The sequence below is a fragment of the Bradyrhizobium canariense genome, assembly GCF_900105125.1.
GTDB lineage: Bacteria > Pseudomonadota > Alphaproteobacteria > Rhizobiales > Xanthobacteraceae > Bradyrhizobium > Bradyrhizobium canariense_A.
Map to the genome: position 1 here is coordinate 6,725,621 of NZ_LT629750.1, position 19,367 is coordinate 6,744,987.

Annotated in this window: 16 protein-coding genes; 6 read left to right on the forward strand and 10 right to left on the reverse strand. The window is 59.1% G+C overall.

Features of this window, described 5'->3' with window-relative positions; all coding sequences use genetic code 11:
- Complete coding sequence (locus BLV09_RS31820; RefSeq protein WP_146690220.1) at positions 1-1,281, forward strand: efflux RND transporter periplasmic adaptor subunit; 1,281 nt, start codon at positions 1-3, stop codon at positions 1,279-1,281.
- On the opposite strand, the gene BLV09_RS31825 is transcribed toward BLV09_RS31820, so the two are convergent.
- The 6 genes from BLV09_RS31825 to BLV09_RS31850 all read right to left on the reverse strand — a co-directional run bounded on the left by BLV09_RS31825 (position 1,278) and on the right by BLV09_RS31850 (position 6,983).
- Positions 1,278-2,072, reverse strand: coding sequence for a hypothetical protein (locus BLV09_RS31825; protein ID WP_167558946.1), 795 nt, complete (start codon positions 2,070-2,072; stop codon positions 1,278-1,280). The two genes, BLV09_RS31820 and BLV09_RS31825, sit on opposite strands and share 4 nt — an antisense overlap.
- Before the next feature lie 60 nt (positions 2,073-2,132).
- Complete coding sequence (locus tag BLV09_RS31830; RefSeq protein WP_146690222.1) at positions 2,133-2,387, reverse strand: hypothetical protein; 255 nt, start codon at positions 2,385-2,387, stop codon at positions 2,133-2,135.
- Between the two features lie 31 nt (positions 2,388-2,418).
- Positions 2,419-3,681 carry a 5-aminolevulinate synthase gene (gene hemA, locus BLV09_RS31835; protein ID WP_146690223.1) on the reverse strand — a complete coding sequence of 421 codons (1,263 nt, stop codon included), beginning with the start codon at positions 3,679-3,681 and terminating at the stop codon, positions 2,419-2,421.
- A 95-nt stretch (positions 3,682-3,776) separates the two neighbouring features.
- On the reverse strand, positions 3,777-4,520 hold the full coding sequence (locus tag BLV09_RS31840; RefSeq protein WP_146690224.1) for an MIP/aquaporin family protein: 744 nt from the start codon (positions 4,518-4,520) through the stop codon (positions 3,777-3,779).
- Positions 4,521-4,631: 111 nt separating this feature from the next.
- A complete protein-coding gene (locus tag BLV09_RS31845; protein ID WP_146691393.1) occupies positions 4,632-6,098 on the reverse strand; it encodes a catalase in 1,467 nt (488 codons plus the stop codon).
- Between the two features lie 237 nt (positions 6,099-6,335).
- A complete protein-coding gene (locus BLV09_RS31850) occupies positions 6,336-6,983 on the reverse strand; it encodes a winged helix-turn-helix domain-containing protein (RefSeq protein ID WP_244548854.1) in 648 nt (215 codons plus the stop codon).
- Positions 6,984-8,968: 1,985 nt separating this feature from the next.
- Here BLV09_RS31850 and BLV09_RS31860 point away from each other — a divergent pair.
- The 4 genes from BLV09_RS31860 to BLV09_RS31875 all read left to right on the forward strand — a co-directional run bounded on the left by BLV09_RS31860 (position 8,969) and on the right by BLV09_RS31875 (position 14,588).
- Entirely contained in the window at positions 8,969-11,698 is a 2,730-nt protein-coding gene (locus BLV09_RS31860) for a PAS domain-containing protein (RefSeq protein WP_244548855.1), read from the forward strand.
- A complete protein-coding gene (locus BLV09_RS31865) occupies positions 11,695-12,354 on the forward strand; it encodes a response regulator transcription factor (protein WP_146690227.1) in 660 nt (219 codons plus the stop codon). The genes BLV09_RS31860 and BLV09_RS31865 overlap by 4 nt, the downstream gene beginning before the upstream one ends.
- Positions 12,355-12,473: 119 nt before the next feature.
- Positions 12,474-12,848, forward strand: a complete 375-nt coding sequence (locus tag BLV09_RS31870) for a response regulator transcription factor (RefSeq protein ID WP_100386175.1) — start codon at positions 12,474-12,476, stop codon at positions 12,846-12,848.
- Between the two features lie 417 nt (positions 12,849-13,265).
- Positions 13,266-14,588, forward strand: a complete 1,323-nt coding sequence (locus BLV09_RS31875) for a sensor histidine kinase (RefSeq protein ID WP_244548856.1) — start codon at positions 13,266-13,268, stop codon at positions 14,586-14,588.
- 93 nt (positions 14,589-14,681) lie between these two features.
- Here BLV09_RS31875 and BLV09_RS31880 read toward each other — a convergent pair whose 3' ends face one another.
- On the reverse strand, positions 14,682-15,479 hold the full coding sequence (locus tag BLV09_RS31880; protein WP_146690228.1) for a transcriptional initiation protein Tat: 798 nt from the start codon (positions 15,477-15,479) through the stop codon (positions 14,682-14,684).
- 193 nt (positions 15,480-15,672) lie between these two features.
- On the opposite strand from BLV09_RS31880, the gene BLV09_RS31885 reads away from it, so the two are divergent.
- A complete protein-coding gene (locus BLV09_RS31885) occupies positions 15,673-15,939 on the forward strand; it encodes a hypothetical protein (protein ID WP_146690229.1) in 267 nt (88 codons plus the stop codon).
- A 335-nt stretch (positions 15,940-16,274) separates the two neighbouring features.
- Here BLV09_RS31885 and BLV09_RS31890 read toward each other — a convergent pair whose 3' ends face one another.
- The 3 genes from BLV09_RS31890 to BLV09_RS31900 all read right to left on the reverse strand — a co-directional run bounded on the left by BLV09_RS31890 (position 16,275) and on the right by BLV09_RS31900 (position 19,252).
- Positions 16,275-17,759 (reverse strand): porin, encoded by a 1,485-nt coding sequence (locus tag BLV09_RS31890; RefSeq protein WP_146690230.1) that lies wholly within the window; start codon positions 17,757-17,759, stop codon positions 16,275-16,277.
- 296 nt (positions 17,760-18,055) lie between these two features.
- Complete coding sequence (locus tag BLV09_RS31895; protein WP_244548857.1) at positions 18,056-18,283, reverse strand: hypothetical protein; 228 nt, start codon at positions 18,281-18,283, stop codon at positions 18,056-18,058.
- Between the two features lie 60 nt (positions 18,284-18,343).
- Positions 18,344-19,252: an AraC family transcriptional regulator gene (locus BLV09_RS31900; protein ID WP_167558947.1), complete on the reverse strand. Its 909-nt coding sequence runs from the start codon at positions 19,250-19,252 to the stop codon at positions 18,344-18,346.
- Positions 19,253-19,367 lie beyond the last annotated feature (115 nt).

Consider the following 19,367-nt stretch of genomic DNA (forward strand, 5'->3'; position numbering starts at 1 on the left):
ATGACCCAGACCAGTGTGCGGCCGGAAAGAGAAAGTGTTCAGAACCGGCTTGATTCCGAAACAGATCGCGTTGTTGCACTGCCCAATGTGACGTCCAAGAGGCGACGTCGCTATGGAGGGGCGCTGCTTGGCGGCGTTGCCCTGCTGTTGCTCGTGGGCGGCCTTGGAACGGGCGCCTGGCGCCACTACCAGGCCGGGCTGGATGTCGAGGCTGTCGCACAGCAGAGCCGGACCCTTGTTCCCGATGTTGCCGTGGCTACGGTCCGCGCCAGCGACAGTAAAATTACTGTCAGCTTGCCGGCGACGACGACGGCATTTGAGGCGGCCAATATCTTCGCGCGCACCAATGGCTACATCGAAAAGCGCTACGTCGATATCGGCGATCGCGTCAAGGCCGGAGCCCTGCTGGCGGACATTACCGCCCCCGAGCTTGATCACCAGATTACGCAAGCCAAGGCGACGCTGGCCCAGAATCAGGCGACGTTGCAGCAGACGCAGGCAAGCCATGAGCTCGCCCGGGTCACGAATGCGCGCGACAGCACGCTGGTCAAGCAGGGATGGCTCACGCTTCAGCAGGGCGACAACGATCGCCTGACCCTGCAGGCGCAGCAAGCGGCGGTGGGAGTGGCTCAGTCCAATATTGCTGCCCAGGAAGCCCAGATTCGTATCCTCGAGCAGGAAAAGGCATATCAGCGCGTCGTCGCGCCATTTGACGGTGTGATCACACAACGCAACATCGACAACGGGAGCCTGGTGACCTCCGGATCGACCTTCATGTTCACGCTGATGCACCCTGATGTGATCCGCACCCAGGTGTTCGTCCCGCAGGACGAGGCTTTCGGACTTGGGCCCGGCGTCGACGCGGTGGTCCGTGTCCCCGAGATTCCGGATCGCAGCTTTCCCGGCAAGGTCACGCGCATCGCGAGCGCGTTGCAGCCCGGCAGCCGGACGCTGCTGACCGAGATCGACGTCCCCAATCCGGACGGCGCGCTTAGTCCCGGAATCTACTGTACCGTCGAGTTGTATATTCCACGCAAGACGCCATCGATGATCATACCGGCCGAGGCGGTCGTATTCGATGAGAACGGCCTGCATGTCGCGGTCGTCGAGAACGGAGCAACTCATCTGCAGAAGATCACGATCGCGCGTGACTTCGGCACGGAAGTCGAAGTGCACGACGGCGTCAAGCCGGGCGATCAGGTCATCCTCAATCCGATGGTGAACCTGGCGGAAGGCAGCAAGGTCGCGGTGCGGTCGGTGCGCAAAACTCAGACGAGCTAAATCATCGCGGAGGAAGGATTTGCGATGCGACGCCTGCTGTTCACAACGGCCGCCCTATTGTTAGCCTGTAACGCCAGCTGGGCGCAGGTGTCCACCATGGGCACCACAGCCATGGGACTTTCATCGACGCCAGCGACGATCGTGACTTCGCCGCTCAATGGTCCAAGCCCGTTCTCGGCGACAACCCAGCCGGGCGCTCCCGACACGACGTTGGCCGCCGTGCCGCTGGCCTCTGATCCTACGATTCCGGGGACGGTCGTGGTCTGCTCCACACCGACAGGGCAAATTACGCCGGGAACTCCGGCAGTGCCTGTTACTTCCTTCTCGTCTATGGCTGGTACAACCGGAACGACACCGTCGATACCCGCGGCCCCGACGACATCGGCTGTAGCGATTACCTCTTCCACGTCTACAACTGATTCCACGTCTGCACCTGGAAGTGCGATCCCACCGCTGACATTTGCCCAACAGCCGGAAACATCATCCGTGACTGTTTTTCCCGGCTCGACCATACCGGCACGACAGCTGCCCGCGATACCCCCTCTGCCGTCGCCTTCCATTGCCGCGATTCCCGTACCGATGTCATCGACGGTACAGAGCGTAATTTCCACATCAATGCCAGGCACGACGGCCACAACGACGTCACCGACCGCGATGACGCCGGTGGGACCTTTGGGAACCATTCCCACGTCAATCGGTATCACCACGACCGGAAATATCTCGCCAACGGCCCCGCTTGGCAGTTCCTCTACCACCCTATGCAGCTCTATGCCGGGAGGCCCGCCGACCAACGGCGCGGCTTTGCCGCTCTCGACGCCGGAAATTCCGGCGAACCCGCCGCCCGGTGCGATTCAGCAAGACGTCGCGCAGCTTGGTGGCACCAGTATCGATCCGACAGGGGCGGTTGTACCAACGCCGAACACGTCGGCATGCGCCGAGAGTACGACGATGAATCTGGCAACGCCCGGCACGATGTCACCGGCCAACGCGACCGGCGCTTCGGCAACGCCGGGAGTATCGCCGCCCGGCTGCTGATCGGAAAAATCGCTTCCTTGCGTCTCCGCCCAAAACGGCGGATGCGCCAGATCAATGGACCCCAAACGCACTGAGATTGCGAAGGGTCGAGCAATCCCGATGTTATCCTCCAGCGGCGATCGTCTGTGTACGGTGCTGGACGGGCTCGTTGTCTGTTCCGAGCGGGAGATCGAGCTCCTGCCACACGGAAATCATGGCGTCAGTTAGCTGTTGGATCAGCCGAATGTCATGCGCGGGGGTTGGAGTAATCCGCAATCGCTCGGTGCCTCTGGCAACCGTTGGATAATTGATCGGTTGGATGTAGATCCCATGCCGGTCAAGCAGGATATCGCTCGCCCGCTTGCACAGGTCGGGATCGCCGACCATGACCGGCACGATATGCGTCTCCGTCGCCAGCACGGGCAGGCCGGCTTTTCGCAGCGCCGCCTTGGTCGCTGCCACGGCGGTGCGCTGGCCCGCACGCTCTGCACCCGACGTCTTGAGATGGGCTATCGAGGCTGTCGCAGCCGCAGCTACCGCGGGAGGCAATGCCGTCGTGAAGATAAATCCGGGCGCATGGGATCGGACCGCGTCCACGACAGCGTCGCTGGCGGCGATGTAGCCGCCGAGCGTCCCGAAGGCCTTGGCGAGCGTTCCCTCGATGACGTCGATGCGCGCCATCACGCCTTCTTGCTCGGCGATTCCAGCGCCGCGCGGCCCATACATGCCAACTGCATGTACCTCGTCCAGATAGGTCATCGCGTTATAGCGCTCTGCGAGGTCGCAGATCGCTTCGAGTGGAGCGATGTCGCCGTCCATCGAATAGACGCTCTCGAACACGATCAGCTTCGGGCGGTCGGGCGCTGCGCGCGAGAGCAACTCCTCGAGGTGCTCAAGATCGTTGTGGCGCCAGATCTGCCTGGCACAGCCAGCGGCACGCACGCCTTCGATCATGGAATTATGGTTGAGTGCATCAGAAAGGATCAGGCAGTTCGGAAGGAGCTTCGCGATCGTCGCGATGCCCGTATGGTTGGATACGTAGCCCGAGGTGAAAACGAGTGCCGCTTCCTTGCCGTGGAGGTCGGCAAGCTCGTCCTCCAGTTTTACCAGCGCCCGATTAGTGCCCGAGATGTTGCGCGTTCCGCCCGCGCCCGCGCCCATCGTGCGCGCGGCGGCGCACATCGCTTCGATCACTTTCGGATGCTGGCCCATGCCGAGATAGTCGTTCGAGCACCACACAACGACATTCCGTTTACCGCTCGGGCTGTTCCAGAGCGCGTGAGGGAACTGTCCCGCTTTGCGTTCCAGATCGGCGAACATGCGATAGCGGCGTTCACGTTTCAGGGCAGCGATGGCAGATTGAAAGCTCCCGTTATAGTCGAACATTCTGGGAATCCTTTGGTGATCGGGTTTGTCTGCTACGCGCTACCTGCGAAGCAGGCCGGCGCACAGGCCCTCGACGTATAAGCCTTGAATGGGATTCATTCGGCGGGTGTCCGGACGGCCCTGCCGAGCTCGGGCGCCCGTTCTTGGGTGAGCCAGGCGAGACCGGTGTGCAGAATGGCAGCGACGATGGCGCCAACGATTGGGGCTGTCACGTAAAGCCAAGCGTCGTTGAAATTACCGGTCGCGACCATCGGGCCCAGCGCTCGCGCCGGGTTGAAGGGGGCGCCCGTGAGCGCCCCGCCCATGAGGATGTTGAGCGTCAGCGTCATTCCGATCGCCAGCGGAGCGAGAGCGCCGGCGCGGCCCGCGACCGCCGTGCTGAGTACGACCGTGACCAGGAAAAAGCCGAGCACGGCTTCGATCGTGAAGCCGGCGGCGGGCGTAATCGTCAGGGACGTGGTGCCCAGAGCGAGGTTGTGCGCGAGTGCAGGTGTGCCGAGGCCGGTTTCTGCTCCTCCCAGTACGTTCCGCAACAACAGCGCACCGACGACACCGCCAATGAGCTGACTGATGATGTAGCCAATCGCCTCACCGGCGCTGATCGCGCCCGTCGCGAGCACGCCGACAGTGACGGCGGGATTCATATGCCCGCCCGACACGGAGCCGTAGGCGAAGACGAAGGCCATGATGGCGAGGCCATGGGCGAACGCAACCGCGACGATACCGGGTAGGCCGACACCATCGCCGATCACCGCTGCGGTGCCGGCGCCGATGAACACGAATGCGAAGGTGCCGATGAACTCCGCGAGGAGTTTGGGTGCAATCCGGTTGGACGTCATCGTCGACTCCAAAGATGAGATTGACAACTCGGCGCGATCAGATTTTGCCGAGGAGCGATACGTTGGTTGGGGATGGCTGGCGGCGCAGGTGAGTGCCGCCAGCCAGCGAGCCTATTCCGCCGCGATCGTCCGCGGTCTGAAATCGAGGCCGAGCGCCTTCGCGACGCCAGCGCCGTAGGCCGGATCCGCGCGCGTGCAATTGTCGACGTGCCGCTGCTTGATGTGCAACCTGGCGTCGCCCATCGCCCGCGCCGTGTTCTCGAACAGCAGCTGCTGCTGTGCCGGCGTCATTTTTCGGAACAGGTTGCCGGGCTGCTCCCAATGGTCATCGTCGACGCGGTGGTCCCAATGCGCCGCATCGCCCTCGATCGGCATCGGCGGCTCAGCGAAATCGGGTTGGTTGTCCCAAAGCCCCGCGCTGTTGGGATTGAAAGTAAGCGTCTCGCCTAGATTGCCGTCGGTACGCATCTTGCCGTCGCGATGGTAGCTCTGGAACGGGCATTTTGGTGCGTTGACCGGGATGTGGTTGAAGTTGACGCCGAGCCGGTAGCGTTGGGTGTCGCCATAGGAGAACAGCCGCCCCTGGAGCATCTTGTCCGGGGAAAAGCCGATACCGGGCACGATGTTGGCGGGCGAGAAGGCGGCCTGCTCCACTTCCGCAAAATAGTTGTCCGGGTAACGATTGAGCTCCATCACGCCGACCTCGATTAGCGGATACTCCGCCTTCGGCCAGACCTTGGTCAGGTCGAACGGATTGTGCCGATGAGTCTTTGCCTGCGCTTCGGTCATCACCTGAATGAAAAGCGTCCAGCGCGGGAAGTCGCCCGCCTCGATCGCATTGAGCAGGTCGCGGCCGTGGCTTTCGCGATCCTTGGCGACAAGGGCCTCGGCCTCGGCGTCGGTGAGGTTCTGGATCCCCTGCTGGGAGCGGAAGTGAAACTTGACCCAGACGCGCTCATTGGCGGCATTGAGCATCGAGAAGGTGTGGCTGCCGAACAGGTGCATGTTGCGGAAGCTCTTCGGGATACCGCGATCGGACATGACGACGGTGACCTGGTGCAGCGCCTCGGGGAGCAGCGTCCAGAAATCCCAATTGTTGTCCGCGCTGCGCAGCCCGGTGCGCGGGTCGCGCTTGATGGCATGGTTGAGGTCGGGGAACCGCAACGGATCGCGGAAGAAGAACACCGGCGTGTTGTTGCCGACGATGTCCCAGTTTCCGTCCTCGGTATAGAACTTGAGGGCGGTGCCGCGGATGTCGCGTTCCGCATCGGCCGCGCCGCGCTCACCGGCCACGGTCGAGAACCGCACGAACATCGGCGTTTGCTTTCCGATCTTCGAGAAAATCTTGGCCTTGGTGTAGCGGCTGATGTCGTGGGTTACCGTGAACGTGCCGTGGGCTCCCCAGCCCTTGGCGTGCATGCGCCGCTCCGGGATCACTTCCCGGTCAAAATGCGCCAGCTTCTCGATCAGCCAGATATCCTGGAGCAGCGCCGGGCCGCGCCGACCCGCGGTCATGATGTTGGTGTTATCGGCGACCGGCGAGCCGGTGGCATTGCTAAATCGCTTCGTTGTGGACATGGTGTGCTCCTGGGTTTTGGACATGGTGGGCTCCTGAATGTGCGAGACTTCTTGCGTTGCCGCCGGCCGGTACCGTCCGACCGATGCTTTCCGAAAGCCTCAGCGCTAGAATTTTCGATTGGAGGACGCGGAGAGGTTTACCCTCGCCAGACGCGAGGCGCGGATCACGCTGCAGAAAATGCCGCGCCGGAAGGACGGATCTTCGTCCGTTGGTCTTATCGGTTGTCATTGCACCGCTCATGCTACCGACCGCGGAGATTTATCTGCGACGGCCAGAGTGCTTGATCGCTCGTCCGCTCTCGACGGCGAATTCTGTGAGCAGGGAGTCGCGCTTAGAACGAAGCCAACGCCGCGGACGTTGCGAATCATGGGGGCTTCATTTGGCCCGTCCACCTTGCGACGAAGTCGGCCCATGTGAACATCGACAAGGTTCGTTTCAGGGACGAACCTATAGCGCCATACCTCCTTGAAGAGGGTTGCCCGAGTCAGCAACTGGTCGCGTCGTTGCATCATGTATTTGAGCAAGTGAAACTCGCGTGGCCGCAGATCGATCTGACGGTCGTCACGCTTCGCAGTTCGATCCAGGAGGTCGAGCTCCAGCGGTCCCACGCGCAGCACGGTTTCATTCAGCAGCGCCGGCAGCCGGACCAAAGGTTCTGCCCGCGATCGCGATTCAACTATCGCGAGCGGCCGATTTGAGGTGAGTCCTCTCCGCAGGGAAGATCCACGCGTTCGATCAACTATCTTTTCAAGTGTGCTCAAAAGCAGCGAATGAATATCGGCGACCTTGGAGCTAAAGTCAGATCGCATTTCCGCCGATAGATCCTTGATGAGGGAACGAACCAGAATAGGCACGCTGTCGATATCGGCCAGAAGCTTCGCCATTTCATCCTGCGTCGTTGGCGGCACCGGCGTGCTCCGAACGGCGCCTCGGTGCCCTCCAGGTTTGGTTGATGGATTTAGCAAATGTATTGACGCTGACCTCGGCTCCGAAGTCTTTGACTCAGAACCGACGAATAATGAGTCCGTCCGATCGGGTCTGTGGCTGATGTTATGAGCTCTCATCGTAATGTCCTTTCCCCCGACCGCACGGACTCGTCCCCGATGGCCGGATTGGTTGATCGTTCAGCAGATCTCGCCGGTGATTCCTTCTCGCCCGTACGCCCGGCGGACGAAGGGGAGGGCCGTCACCCTGTCGAGAGGCTTTGCGATTTTGGGGCGCGAACGCGGCGGGCGGGCCATTGGGCGCGCCAGCGCGAGAGCATCACCAGATAGAAATCGATGGCGCTCAGCATTGCTGGGAAATGGTGCAGTTGATACATCGAAAAGTGCCTGTTCATCGCTTCACTGGGGACTAAGTAGATTGATGTCAGTTTGGCCTCTACGGCAGACATCCAACGATTCTGGCCAAAGGCCCGGCTTATTCGGCCATGAAGGCTTCACGATGCTTTTGACTGACTTTCGAGAAGCAGCACGGCGCTTTGGCAGTGACCTGCATAGCAATTGTGATCGCAGTAGATGAGTTGCGTTCCGATTTCGCGCAGGTAGTTCACTCCGACCGGCTGATCGCACATCACACACACGGATCGCGGGCGGGGCGTCCTCCCATTCACCAAGATGAATCTCACGTGCTGCCTCCCAATGCGAAGAAAAGGGCCGTACCGGACGGGTGAGGACCAAGGGGTTGCGGAGGGCAGAGGTGATTTCTGCCGTTGGAGTAGTTTCTATGTCGCTCGACCTTTTCCGGCGGAACGAGAATGTACTTTCGGTCCTCTCGGCGGTTTACGTAGATGTTGCCGTCGACGTACCTGATTTCGGTCGGATAGCAGTCCGCATCGTCGCAACAGCTAACGCGCGGGCGATCGGGCATGTGCCATGTTGCCCGGGAAGTGTTGCCGCAACCGTTGTCAGGCTGCGTGAAGTCGACGCAACCATCTGCGGTCGCCTTCCTGGCGCGTCTTGAGGCGGTCGACGCACCTCTTCGAACAGAGGGGCGTTCGCCAGCAGTAGTGGCGTATAAGGCCAAACTTTCCGTCGCAGACTGCGCAACGCTTGGCTGCGCCGTTCCAGGAATATTGAGGGCTGTTGCGCATTGTTGCCTCCTGTGGACCTTGCGTGGGTGGTGGGTGCTCGCTCCTGGGCCATCGCACTTCGCGCAGACGTGAAGAACCCCTTCGGAGTAGCAATGGCCTGCCAAGTCTCGCGGCGCATAAGGACATTGTGAGCAGAGTTTGGTTCTCATGTGCGCGTCTCCTAAGATGAAGCAGCAGACTTCTTCGCCGACGTGAAGATCGTTTGCCGAGGGGCCAGCTACGTGATCCAGCCCCGCGGTCTTGCTGCGGCTTCGCTCAATCTTTTTCACCGAGGTCGTGAACATGTTGTCACCTGCAATCGGCTCTTCGGATTAACGGTGAAACTAAGATGATTGAGGCTGATGGCTCAATCGTACGTAGGTAAGCGCGCGATATCGAAAGGGATCAGACGAGCTATACGGAAGTTTGTGGTGTTTGCCTTTCGCGCCACGATGTTCCTGCAGCGCAGCGGCGAGTGTCCGCCTAAGTTGACGGACCAACGGGACCGTCGTCATTTATGCGCGGCGGCGACGCGTCCCTGCGGACACCCGCGGCGAACAAAGCCGCGTGCGGACCAGTCCGGTAAACCGCCGTCATGCGCCGGTTCAAGCCGGAACGAATTGCTGATTTTCTTCCGAAGTGCTCTAATAGCGCTCGCCGGGAGACCCGGTAGCTCTGCGAAATGATGCGTAGCCAGACCATGAATTTCGGGTATTTAGCCGCGCAGTTTGGTGGCGTCGCGAGCTGTCCCCAGCGTCCGTCAGCAGTCTCATCACCCGAAGCAGACGAGTGCCGAGAATGACTAAACCTGATCTCTCACAATGGCCAAAGCTGTCCACGATATCCTGCCACGCAATGGCAGTCTTTTCGGTCGCAATGGCGATAATTGCTACGGAGCTTATAACACTTCTACTGCATGCTGAAGCCATCGCATCGTTGATGCTTTGCGCCGTTATTTTTACTGCATGGTTTGGCGGTTTCGGCCCTGCCTTGATGGCGACTGTACTCGCAGTTCTGGCCTTCCACTATTACCTGATGCCCCCAATCAATTCATTTACTTGGAAGCAAAGTTTATTTGCTCTGGAGAGTTCGGAGGTACCGCGTCTCATCCTGTTTTTAATTACGTCCATCGTTGTTTCATTCATGGTTTCATCGCAGAGAAAGACAACGGAAGATCTCCGGCTTTCCGGCGATGATCTGCGGATGGCGATGAAGGATCAAAAGCGGATCGAAGCCGCGTTGCTGCATAGCGAGATGCATTTGACCGAAGCGCAGAGATTGAGCCGTACTGGAAGCTTTGGATGGAATATCTCGACGGGAGAAATCTTCTGGTCAGATGAAACGTTCCGAATCCTCCAATACGACCGAGCGGCGAGACCGAGCCTGGAGCTTCTTTTCCAACGCACCCATCCTGAAGATCGCGCCGCCGTGCAAAAGACCATCCAGCAGGCGTCCAGTGACGGCAACGATTTCGACCATGAATATCGATTGTTGATGCCAGATGGCTCCGTGAAGTACCTCCACGCCGTAGCTCACGCCGTGAGAGATGAATCGGGTGAAATCGAGTTTGTCGGGGCGATGACGGATGTGACGGTTGCACGGGAAGCGGAACGGAAGCTGCGGCGCACCGAGACCTATTTGGCCGAAGCCCAGCGTTTGAGTCATACAAGTAGCTGGGCCTGGGACGTGCGGCGGCGGGAGTTCGTGTATCGGTCGGCCGAAGTATATCAACTGTTCGGGTTTGATCCGGAAAGAGATAAGGACATTTTGTCAGCACAAACGTTTCAGGATCGTATTTTTCCCGAAGACAGGTGTCGGATTTTGGAAGTAGTACCCAAGGCCATCCGTGAGAAAGCAGACTTCGAAGTTGATTTTCGAATCGCTCTGCAGGATGGATCGACAAAGCACGTACATTCCGTGGGTCATCCTGTCGTGAGCAGTGACGGTGACGTGATCGAGGTAATCGGTACGCATGTCGACGTCACCGAGCAATACGCCGCAAAGCAGACGCTGCAAAAGGCCGTTGACGAAATCAAGAAATCCGAAGATCGCCTGCGACTGGTCATCGACACAATCCCGACGCTGGTCTGGCGCGCAGGACCCGATGGGAGCCCCGATTTCCTTAATCAACCGGCCCTCGACTATACCGGCCTCTCACTGGATCAGGCCGCGGTCGGTTGGCCTCGCGCTTTTCATCCTGACGACAAGAAGGGCATGTTGCAGAAGTGGAGCGCAATACGGGAGTCCGGTAGGCGGGGCGGGCTTGAGGCTCGGCTCCGGCGATTCGACGGTGAATATCGCTGGTTTTTGTTCCAAGCCGAACCGTTGCGCGATGAATTGGGTAACATTGTCAAATGGTACGGGTCGTCTACCGACATTGAGGACCGCAAGCTTGCCGAGGTTGCACTTCGCGAGAGCGAGCAGCGCTTTCGCGACTATGCCGAAACGGCTTCCGACTGGCTCTGGGAGACCGGACCTGACCACCGGATCAACCGCATATCGGAGCACGTCAAAGCCGTTGGCATCGTGCCGTCACCCATAACTGGCGTGGCTCGCTGGGATCTTGCAACCGACGTCGAATCCGAACCAGAAAAATGGCAACTGCATCGGGCGATGCACGAGGCACATCTGCCATTTCGCGATTTCGTGTACAGCACCGTGAGCGAGAGTGGATCTCCGATATATGTCCGGTCAAGCGGCAAGCCATTTTTTGACATAAGCGGCGATTTCCTGGGCTATCGGGGCACCGGCACCGATATCACTGCGACGATCCGCGCAGATCACGCCGAAGAGGCGCTGCGCAAGGCGCAGGCGGAACTCGCGCATGTTACGCGCGTGACCACCTTGGGCGAACTGACAGCCTCCATCGCCCATGAAGTGAACCAGCCGCTCGCCGCTGTCGTCGCCAACGCCGAGGCCTGTCTAGGCTGGCTCAACCGGGAGACGCCCGACTTGAACGCAGCGCGCCGCTCGGTGGAGTGGGTGATAGACGACGGCAACCGGGCGAGCGAGGTAGTCCGGCGTGTCTGGGCGCTCGCGAACAAGACTGAGACAGAGAAGGTTCCGCTCGACGTCAATGATGTCGTCAGGGAGGTCGTCACGCTGGTGCAGCGCGAGTTGATCAGCCACCGGATCTCGTTGCGAACGGAGTTGGCGCCAGCTCTGCCCACGGTCCTTGGTGATCGGGTCCAACTGCAGCAGGTGATTATCAACCTGGTGATGAATGGAATTGAAGCAATGCAGTCGGTGACGGATCGACCACGCGAACTGGTCATCCGATCAGGCCAGGACGAGACATCCCGAGTGTTCCTGAGTGTGACGGATTGTGGCGTTGGAATTTCCGTCGATGACGCGGACCGGCTGTTCAAGGCCTTCTTCACTACCAAGTCCAGCGGCATGGGCATGGGGCTCTCAATTTGCCGTTCGATCGTGGAAGCCCACGGCGGACGTCTGTCGGCCTCCCGCAACGAGGGCCCCGGTGCTACGTTTCAATTCGTGCTGCCATTGCATCTAGAGGATGCGTCATGACCGAGCGCCCCAGATCATCGCATGAACCGGCCAATGCCGAGGAGCCGGTCGTCTTTGTTATCGACGACGATGCATCGATGCGCAGGGCACTGGTCAATCTTTTTCAATCGGTGGGCCTGAAGGCTGAGGTGTTCGGTTCGGCGCCCGAAATGCTGCACAGTAAGCTGCCTGAGGTCGCCAGTTGCCTGGTCCTTGACATCAGGTTGCCCGGGTTGAGCGGGCTGGACTTTCAAACCGAACTGGCCAAGGCGAACATTCACATGCCAATCATCTTCATGACCGGCCATGGCGACATTCCGATGACCGTCAGGGCCATGAAGGGCGGAGCGGTCGATTTCCTCACCAAACCGTTTCGCGAACAAGAGATGCTCGACGCTGTGGTGACGGCGATTGAACGGGATCGAAAGCGGCGCGAAGCTGACAAGATAGTCGCGCATTTGCAGAGGCTTCTTGAGACCCTGACCCCCCGCGAGCGGGAGGTTTTGGCTTTGGTATCGTCTGGCCTCATGAACAAACAGGTAGCGGCCGAACTTGGACTTGCCGAGATTACAGTGAAGCTCCATCGCGGCCATATCATGAGGAAAATGGGGGCGAAGTCATTGGCCGATCTGGTGAGAAAGGCCGAAACGCTCGGAATTCGCCGCAACAAACCCTAGCGCCTACAAACCTAAGTATGATTTTGCAACCCTGATTCATGGCGCATTTGTTGGCTGGGGCGGTGCCAAGGCAAGCGCCTTGCTCTCACTTCAGGAAGGCCGACTTGTCAACGCTTTCAATGATTTCAGTAATTGACGACGATGCGTCGGTCCGTGCCGCGACCAATAATCTTCTCAGCTCGCATGGATATCTGGTCGATGCATTCGCGTCGGCCGAGGAGTTTTTGCAGTCGATCCGTCTAAACGACTCGTCGTGCGTCATTGCGGATGTGCAGATGTCCGCTATGAGCGGCTTGGACCTTCTGGACCATATGCGCGCCCAGGGATACACCGTGCCGTTTATCTTTATCACGGCCTTCCCCGAAGAGAGCGTCCGCGCCCGCGCGCTGAAGGCGGGAGCCGTTTGCTTCCTGGCCAAGCCTTTCGCTGGACCCGCCTTGATCAGCTGCGTCGAAGGCGCCCTGAACCGGCATCGCGGCGGAACCAGTCGGTAACGCGGTGAGCGCTGGCGCAGTATCACGCAAAATCCGCATCACGCAAAATCTGCACCACCCGCGATGGCTTCTTAGAAAGAGGCCGCACGTCTGCAGCGAGTCCTCCCGCGGGTTAAACCAAAGTATGGGGTATCCCAAACCAACACGACATTCGAAACAACCTCTGTAGGATCGAGCCTTCGCGTTGGTCAGACTAGGCTCGCTTGCAACTGGACCAGGTAATTGGGCCGGGCGGGCGCGAGCAGCGAGTCAAATGCGGAGTACAGATTATGTTGACGAAGGCAGGGCCGCTTTGCCCCAAGCCTCGCAATTAACTCCCGAGTCCAGCAGAAAAGTGGCGCGCCTGTCTAATTGCTCGTGGAAGAATCTCATGCAATTGCCCGAGCTCGCGCGTCGACCACGCTGCGGTGGACTTTGGTGGTCGCCTGGATCTTCGCGGCCTTTGTCGTTGCGTTGCTCGGCTTCGTCTATCTGAAAACCAAAAATGACTTGACGATGCGATCGGATCGTATGATCGCCTCCCAAATGCGCCTCTTCGTGCAGTTGTCACCCGAACGGAGGCTTGACGCGATCGATGAGGATCTGAAGCAGGATTCGGACCGCGTTCGGCTCACGGCATTGTTTGGCTCAGACGGCCGCAGGATCGCTGGTAACCTGGAACATCTGCCGCCTGATCTTAAGGCCGGTGATGCGGTACAGACCGCTGTGGTCGACAGGGCGGACGAAAGTGGCCGGGAGCAACAGGCGGTCCGCCTGATTGCACGAAAATTGCCGAATGGCGACGTGCTCGTGATCGGACGGAGCGTCGATGAGGTCGGGGAGATCGCACGTGTTCTGGGTGGGGCGCTCGCGCTTGGTCTGCTTCCCGCCGTCCTTCTTTGCCTCTGCGTCGGCTGGGCGCTGAGCGCTCGCGCCCGTAGACGTATCTTTGAGGTGAACGAGCGGGTACAGCGCATCGTCGCCGGCAACCTGCGTGAACGACTGCCACACGGAAACGGCGACGATCCCTTCTCCAATCTTGCCATGATAGTCAATGGCATGCTCGACGAGATGGAGACCCTCATTCAGTCCCTTGCCGGCGTCGGCAATGACATCGCGCATGATTTGCGCACACCTCTCGCCCGGGCGAGACTGACGCTTGAGCGCGGTCTTACCAAAGCCAGAACGCTGGATCAGCTGAGGATGGTTGCGGACAAAACAATTGCGGGAATCGATCAGTCGCTTGCGATCGTCACGGCCATTCTGCGGCTTGCAGAAATCGAGAAAAGCCAGCGGTTGGCGGGCTTTGGTAAAGTAGCGCTTGCGGATCTCATACGTGAAGTAGGTGACATGTACGATCCCATTGCCGAAGACAAAGGCATTACTCTTCTCGTTCACTCACCGGACGAACTTAGCGCTTACGGTGACCGGGATTTGCTGATCGAGGCTGTGGCCAATCTCGTCGACAACGCGGTCAAATTCACTCCGGGTGGAGGGAGGGTGGAAATCAGACTGATTCCCGGCCACGGCGAAAGCATTGTGCGCGTCAAGGATACTGGCGCGGGTATAAGCGAACACGAGCGTGACGCCGTCCTGCGGCGTTTCTACCGCTCCGATAAAGCAGGACACACGTCAGGGTTAGGACTCGGACTGAACCTGGTCGCCGCAATTGCAAGGCTGCACGGCTTTCGATTGACCATCGTTCCCGGGTCTGGCTGCGTGGTTGAGATCGGATGCCCGTATGCATCGACGCCGGCGTGAACAATCAGAGTGCGCTGACATAAGAGGGTTCATCAACCACAAGCTGGTGCAACGGCGGACACCCGAGGCTCGATGTACCGCAGACAGCCGGCATTACGTTGCGTAGTGAAAGCCAACCTGTTGCAACTCGGGCAGCGTGCCAGCGGCACCTGGAATTAGAACGGCGCCGTCCACCAGATGGTTGGTCAGTTCTGCGGCGAGCGCAGCATGAGAGAGCTTGTCAGGGTTGATGTCGGATTTGAGGAGGGCTGCGGCTTGCTCCCAAATTGCATTGTGGCAGGACATGAAGACAACGCCGCGCCGCATCAGCGCAGGGATCGAATTATCTTCGCCGGAGAAGGCCCCCGCCGGGTCCTCATAGTTGGCTGAATCGGCCGTCACCGACCCCCGCTCGGTGATCAGCGTATTGGTCTTGAACTCGTCGCCGGCCAGTCTGCGGAGTTGGTACTTGTCCCACATGGCCTGATCGTAGAGCGCAAGCTGCGCGGTGCCGTGGGTCACCGAAACGGCGAGGAAATCCGGATGCTTGAATGACCAGATCTGCGAATTGAGCGCGTTGCGCATCAGGTTCAGCCAGGGGCCGGCGATGTCGGTGTTGTCCCAGGCCTGCCTTGGCGCAGGCCGATAGGAGAGTACCTCCGTCAATGCTTCGTGATCCCATTCTTCCTGACGGCTTAGGATCATCGGTACGGTTTTGAAGTCGCGCCGGCGAGGCGCCTGCGTCAAACGTCTCTTCAATGCTTCGAGGTAGGTGGCACCGGGAGGTGTCATGACGGATTCGGCAGCCGTTGTTGCGGGCTCAGCCCGCGCCGAGGCAAGACCGATCGCGCCTGTCGCCGCAGTCAAAGCCAATGTCCTCAATACGCCCCGTCTTCCGGTGATGAGATTCACGGCCGTTATCTCCTGCTAGTTCTCTGCAGGCAGATAGGCAGCGGGGTGGTTCGGTACCATTAAATCTTTTGAATGAGATCAACGCGAGAACCGCACCGAAATGATTTCTGAAACATAATTTATTGGCGGAAGTGCAATCGCGTTCCGATGTAGAGGCTCACCGCTACCCCATACGCTCAACCAGGAGATCAAGATGAAATTCGCACTGATCGGCGCCGCCGCTGTTGCCGCGGCAGCTTTCGCAACGCCTGCGCTGGCGCAGGCCGTTATCTCTAACCCCGGCTATTGTGCCCAGTTCTACCCGAACGCCAATTGCGAAAACTATGGAGCCGGCAATCCCTATACTGACGGCGGCTACTTTCGCGACGACAGGTGGCAGAACAGGAACGCCATGATCCCGCATCCCGCGGCCGAGCCCAATGCGTATCGTTATCATGGCGGACCGAAATACGACGATTGATAACATGGCCTAGCCGCTTCGAGCGGCATCCGAACGCGGACGCAGGGGTGGGATTTGGCCCACCTCTGCGTTGCGGTACGGGAAGACCGGGAGCAAGAGACAGAGGATCACGAAGAGCAGGGCGATCAGCCTTGCCAAAGTTCGGCTGATCTTGCGTGATTCTAATGTGACCCCCTAAATTCAGAGTGGTCGGCGGACGTCCGCTTGGTGCGCGTTCTGGACTCAAGTCGGACCTCGCGTGAGGTCCGAAAAGTGTCCACAACCAGACTCATGCACCGCGGCAAAGCTTCTTCAAATCAGCTCGCCGGCGCGGGCTAAAAGCACCTGCAGGTTTCTCAGAAGCGGAAGCGAAGACCAACCGTGGGATCGATCGTGTTGCGATTAAGGTAACCGTTCGCCAAGCCGCCATTGACCTGTGAGAACATGATACCGGCGTAGGCATCAAACTTTTTCGCGAACTGCCAATCAGCGACGAAAGAAACAGCGTCGAACGTCCCGTGGCAGTTTGCGAACGCTGCGGCGTTGGCGGCGCAATTGACCGATGTACCAAAGGCGGGCTGGTCGTAGTGATAATAAGCGCCGATCACATCCAGATTGTCAGTGACGGCGTATTTCACTCCGGTCCAGAATACGTGGAATAACTTGTCGCCGGCGTCGAAAGCCGTGTTGTTGATGTTCGTGCCGTTGATCGCACTGCAGCCGGCGCAGACGAAGTCTCCCGCGATATCGCTAAAGCCGGCACCGGGGGCAAAGCGATTGCTGGGGGGCGCATATTGAATGAATTCATATCCAGCAAACAGCTTGACGGGCCCGTTGCTGTATTTGCCAACCAGCATCACGCTGGAATCATCGGAAAGCGTGGCGGTGGCGACCTGAGGCAACACCGCCGGCAGCGTATTACCGGCAAGCGCTATCGCCACGGCGTTCTGGACGTAGCTGCCAATTGCATCGAGCGAAAGCGTGCCGCCGGCCAAATTGGCGATGTCGCCGCCGATTTGGAACTGATAGGAACCCGTCGCGGCGTTGTTCAGCTCGTAGCCACCGAATTGCCAGAGCGCTGCAACCCTGAACTGGCCAATGTTCACACGATACTTCACCGACGTGCTAAATCGGCAGTCTTCAGTGTCACCGACGCCGCAGGTGATCCCCTGCCAGCCTATCGGCGAAAAAGCGTACGAAGCGCCCATCGGATCGTAGGCGAAAACAGCGTCCAAAGTTAGCGAGTTCTGCCGGAAAACGGTCAGAGTGCCATAGGGCGAACTGACGCCCAAATAGCCCACGGAATTATAAAATTGCCCGGCCCGGCTTGAATCGGAGCCCGAGTTTTGGCTGGTGAGCGGCACGCCGGCATTCTGAAGCACCGAGTGCGGTCCATTGGAAAATTGGAGAGAATAAGGATCGAACCCGGCTTGCAGATCGAAGATAAAAGCCCATCCGGGAGCGAACGGCTCGTTTCCCTTGATGCCGATGTTTGAATTGGACAAACCGTTCGGCGCGAGACTCCACTGCGGGCGATTGCTGTACTTCTGGATGAGATAATCTGCCCCGACGGCGGATGTCCCATTGAAGGGCGCTCCATGGCTAAGCCACGTCACACCTGCGTCGATCGTGCCGTAGACCGTGATGCCATTCCAGGTCAATGGGCAGGCCGTGGCGACAAAGTCCTCAAGGCTGCTACACGTCGCTGACGTCGGCGGAGACTTCGTGGCGACGGCGGGCGCAGCCTTCGTTACCATTATGTCGTCGGCCGAAGCAGCCGTCGCGTACGCGACGCCAGCGAGTCCAAGAATGATCGCTGTGCAAACAGCAAATCTCTTCATATCGCCCTCCCGACCGGTTCAAATAGGAACGGTCGCGAAGCTGTGCCGGGCATACACGCCTCGGTCCGATACACGATAGGACCGGATCAAGATATCGCAACAATCGTCCTCAGTAAATCGCTGAGTACTGTCCGAAGTGACAACACGTACCGGATTGCGCGGATGAAAGAGGGCTCCCCGGCTAATCGGCTTCAACAGTTGGCGCGCTGCACTCGCCTGGTTGCGCGAACTGGTGAACCATTACCCGTACCATCATCTATGGCCTTCTGGACGGCAAACTCGATTGTACGAGGGGGTTACCCGTCAAGGACGATTCCGACCTGAACCGTCCGATTAGCCACGGCGCGCATCGCTTCCTTGACCTGTTCCAGGGGAAGGAAGCGATCGATCGGTGGAATCTTCCCCTCGGCCAACAATTGCGCCAGCGTGTCATTCATGCGCGCAGCCTGCTCCAGGAATTTCTCTATCCAGGCGTCGGTAAAGACACCAACAATGGAATAGTTCTTCGATAGTGGGAGGTTCATTGGCACCGACCCTCTTTCGATGGGTTCCGTCACAGGTCGTCCCGATTTCCACTTTTGAGGTTATTCCTCCGCGTGACGCCGGTATTCGGTCGGCGTAAGTCCCGTGAATTTACGAAACGCCCTCGTAAACGAACTTGTTTCGCGAAAGCCGGTCTGCGCGCCGATCTGCGTCACCGAGAGCGCGGGCCTCTGCAACAGGCTCCTGGCGCGATCCATCCGGCGGGCCGAATGGTAGCGATGCGGAGGCACGCCGAAGGATTGTTTGAAGGCGCGTGCAAAATGAAAGAGGCTCAGGTTGACGAGCTCTGCAAGAGTGCCCAACGAAATTTCCTCCGCGAGATGCTCCTCGATGAATTCCACCACGCGCTTTCGCTGCCACGCCGGCAAGCCGCCACTAAGCGGCCTCGCTGTGGATGTTGTGCGGTCCAATCGGATGAGTTCGTGCATTAGTACGAGGCCCAGTGCCTCTGCGTACTGGCGGCTCCCTGGGTCGGAATTCCCAACCTCAGCCTTGAGTTTGAGTGCCGTATCCCAGATGGCTTTATCGAAGAAGAACAGGCGCGGCCTGATCGCGGTGGTGATGCCAGATTCCAGATCGAACAACGGGTCCTGTAAATCGATATAGAAATAGGTGACGCGCGTCAGCACCCGTGGCGCCTGCCACCCGTAGAACCGACGCCCAGCAGGCACAAAGCTGAGCTTGCAATTGAATTCGCGTAAGGTTGATTTTGGCAAGCCATCGATAAGCGTCTCGCCGTCATCTCGCTCTGCGCGTTCGTAAGCGATCAGCAAATGTCTCCGAGCTTGAAAGCCGTATTCGAAAGTCTCGCGCCGGGTAATTCTCACATTGTCTGCCTGTATTGAACCCCAATGCGCCAGTCGGCGGCGAGCGATATCGGGCGGTGAAATTTCGACGATCGATGGAAGGGAGGGACAGAAACCCGAAACGCCGATACCGAGGTCACTCATTCTTGTTCCTCCGGACATCCGTATCGGCTCTCTTCCTCTGCCAGCATCTTTGCGTCGAGGATCTGGAAGTTGTGGCAGGAGCATACGATCACAAAGCCATCATTACCGCGCACGG

Coding starts and splice junctions, on each gene's coding strand:
- BLV09_RS31885 (WP_146690229.1), top strand. CDS start 15,673: ATGAAATTCGCACTGATCGGCGCCGCCGCTGTTGCCGCGGCAGCTTTC.
- BLV09_RS31860 (WP_244548855.1), top strand. CDS start 8,969: ATGACTAAACCTGATCTCTCACAATGGCCAAAGCTGTCCACGATATCC.
- hemA (WP_146690223.1), bottom strand. CDS start 3,681: ATGTTCGACTATAACGGGAGCTTTCAATCTGCCATCGCTGCCCTGAAA.
- BLV09_RS31820 (WP_146690220.1), top strand. CDS start 1: ATGACCCAGACCAGTGTGCGGCCGGAAAGAGAAAGTGTTCAGAACCGG.
- BLV09_RS31890 (WP_146690230.1), bottom strand. CDS start 17,759: ATGAAGAGATTTGCTGTTTGCACAGCGATCATTCTTGGACTCGCTGGC.
- BLV09_RS31895 (WP_244548857.1), bottom strand. CDS start 18,283: ATGAACCTCCCACTATCGAAGAACTATTCCATTGTTGGTGTCTTTACC.
- BLV09_RS31845 (WP_146691393.1), bottom strand. CDS start 6,098: ATGTCCACAACGAAGCGATTTAGCAATGCCACCGGCTCGCCGGTCGCC.
- BLV09_RS31850 (WP_244548854.1), bottom strand. CDS start 6,983: ATGGCGAAGCTTCTGGCCGATATCGACAGCGTGCCTATTCTGGTTCGT.
- BLV09_RS31870 (WP_100386175.1), top strand. CDS start 12,474: ATGATTTCAGTAATTGACGACGATGCGTCGGTCCGTGCCGCGACCAAT.
- BLV09_RS31865 (WP_146690227.1), top strand. CDS start 11,695: ATGACCGAGCGCCCCAGATCATCGCATGAACCGGCCAATGCCGAGGAG.
- BLV09_RS31840 (WP_146690224.1), bottom strand. CDS start 4,520: ATGACGTCCAACCGGATTGCACCCAAACTCCTCGCGGAGTTCATCGGC.
- BLV09_RS31900 (WP_167558947.1), bottom strand. CDS start 19,252: ATGAGTGACCTCGGTATCGGCGTTTCGGGTTTCTGTCCCTCCCTTCCA.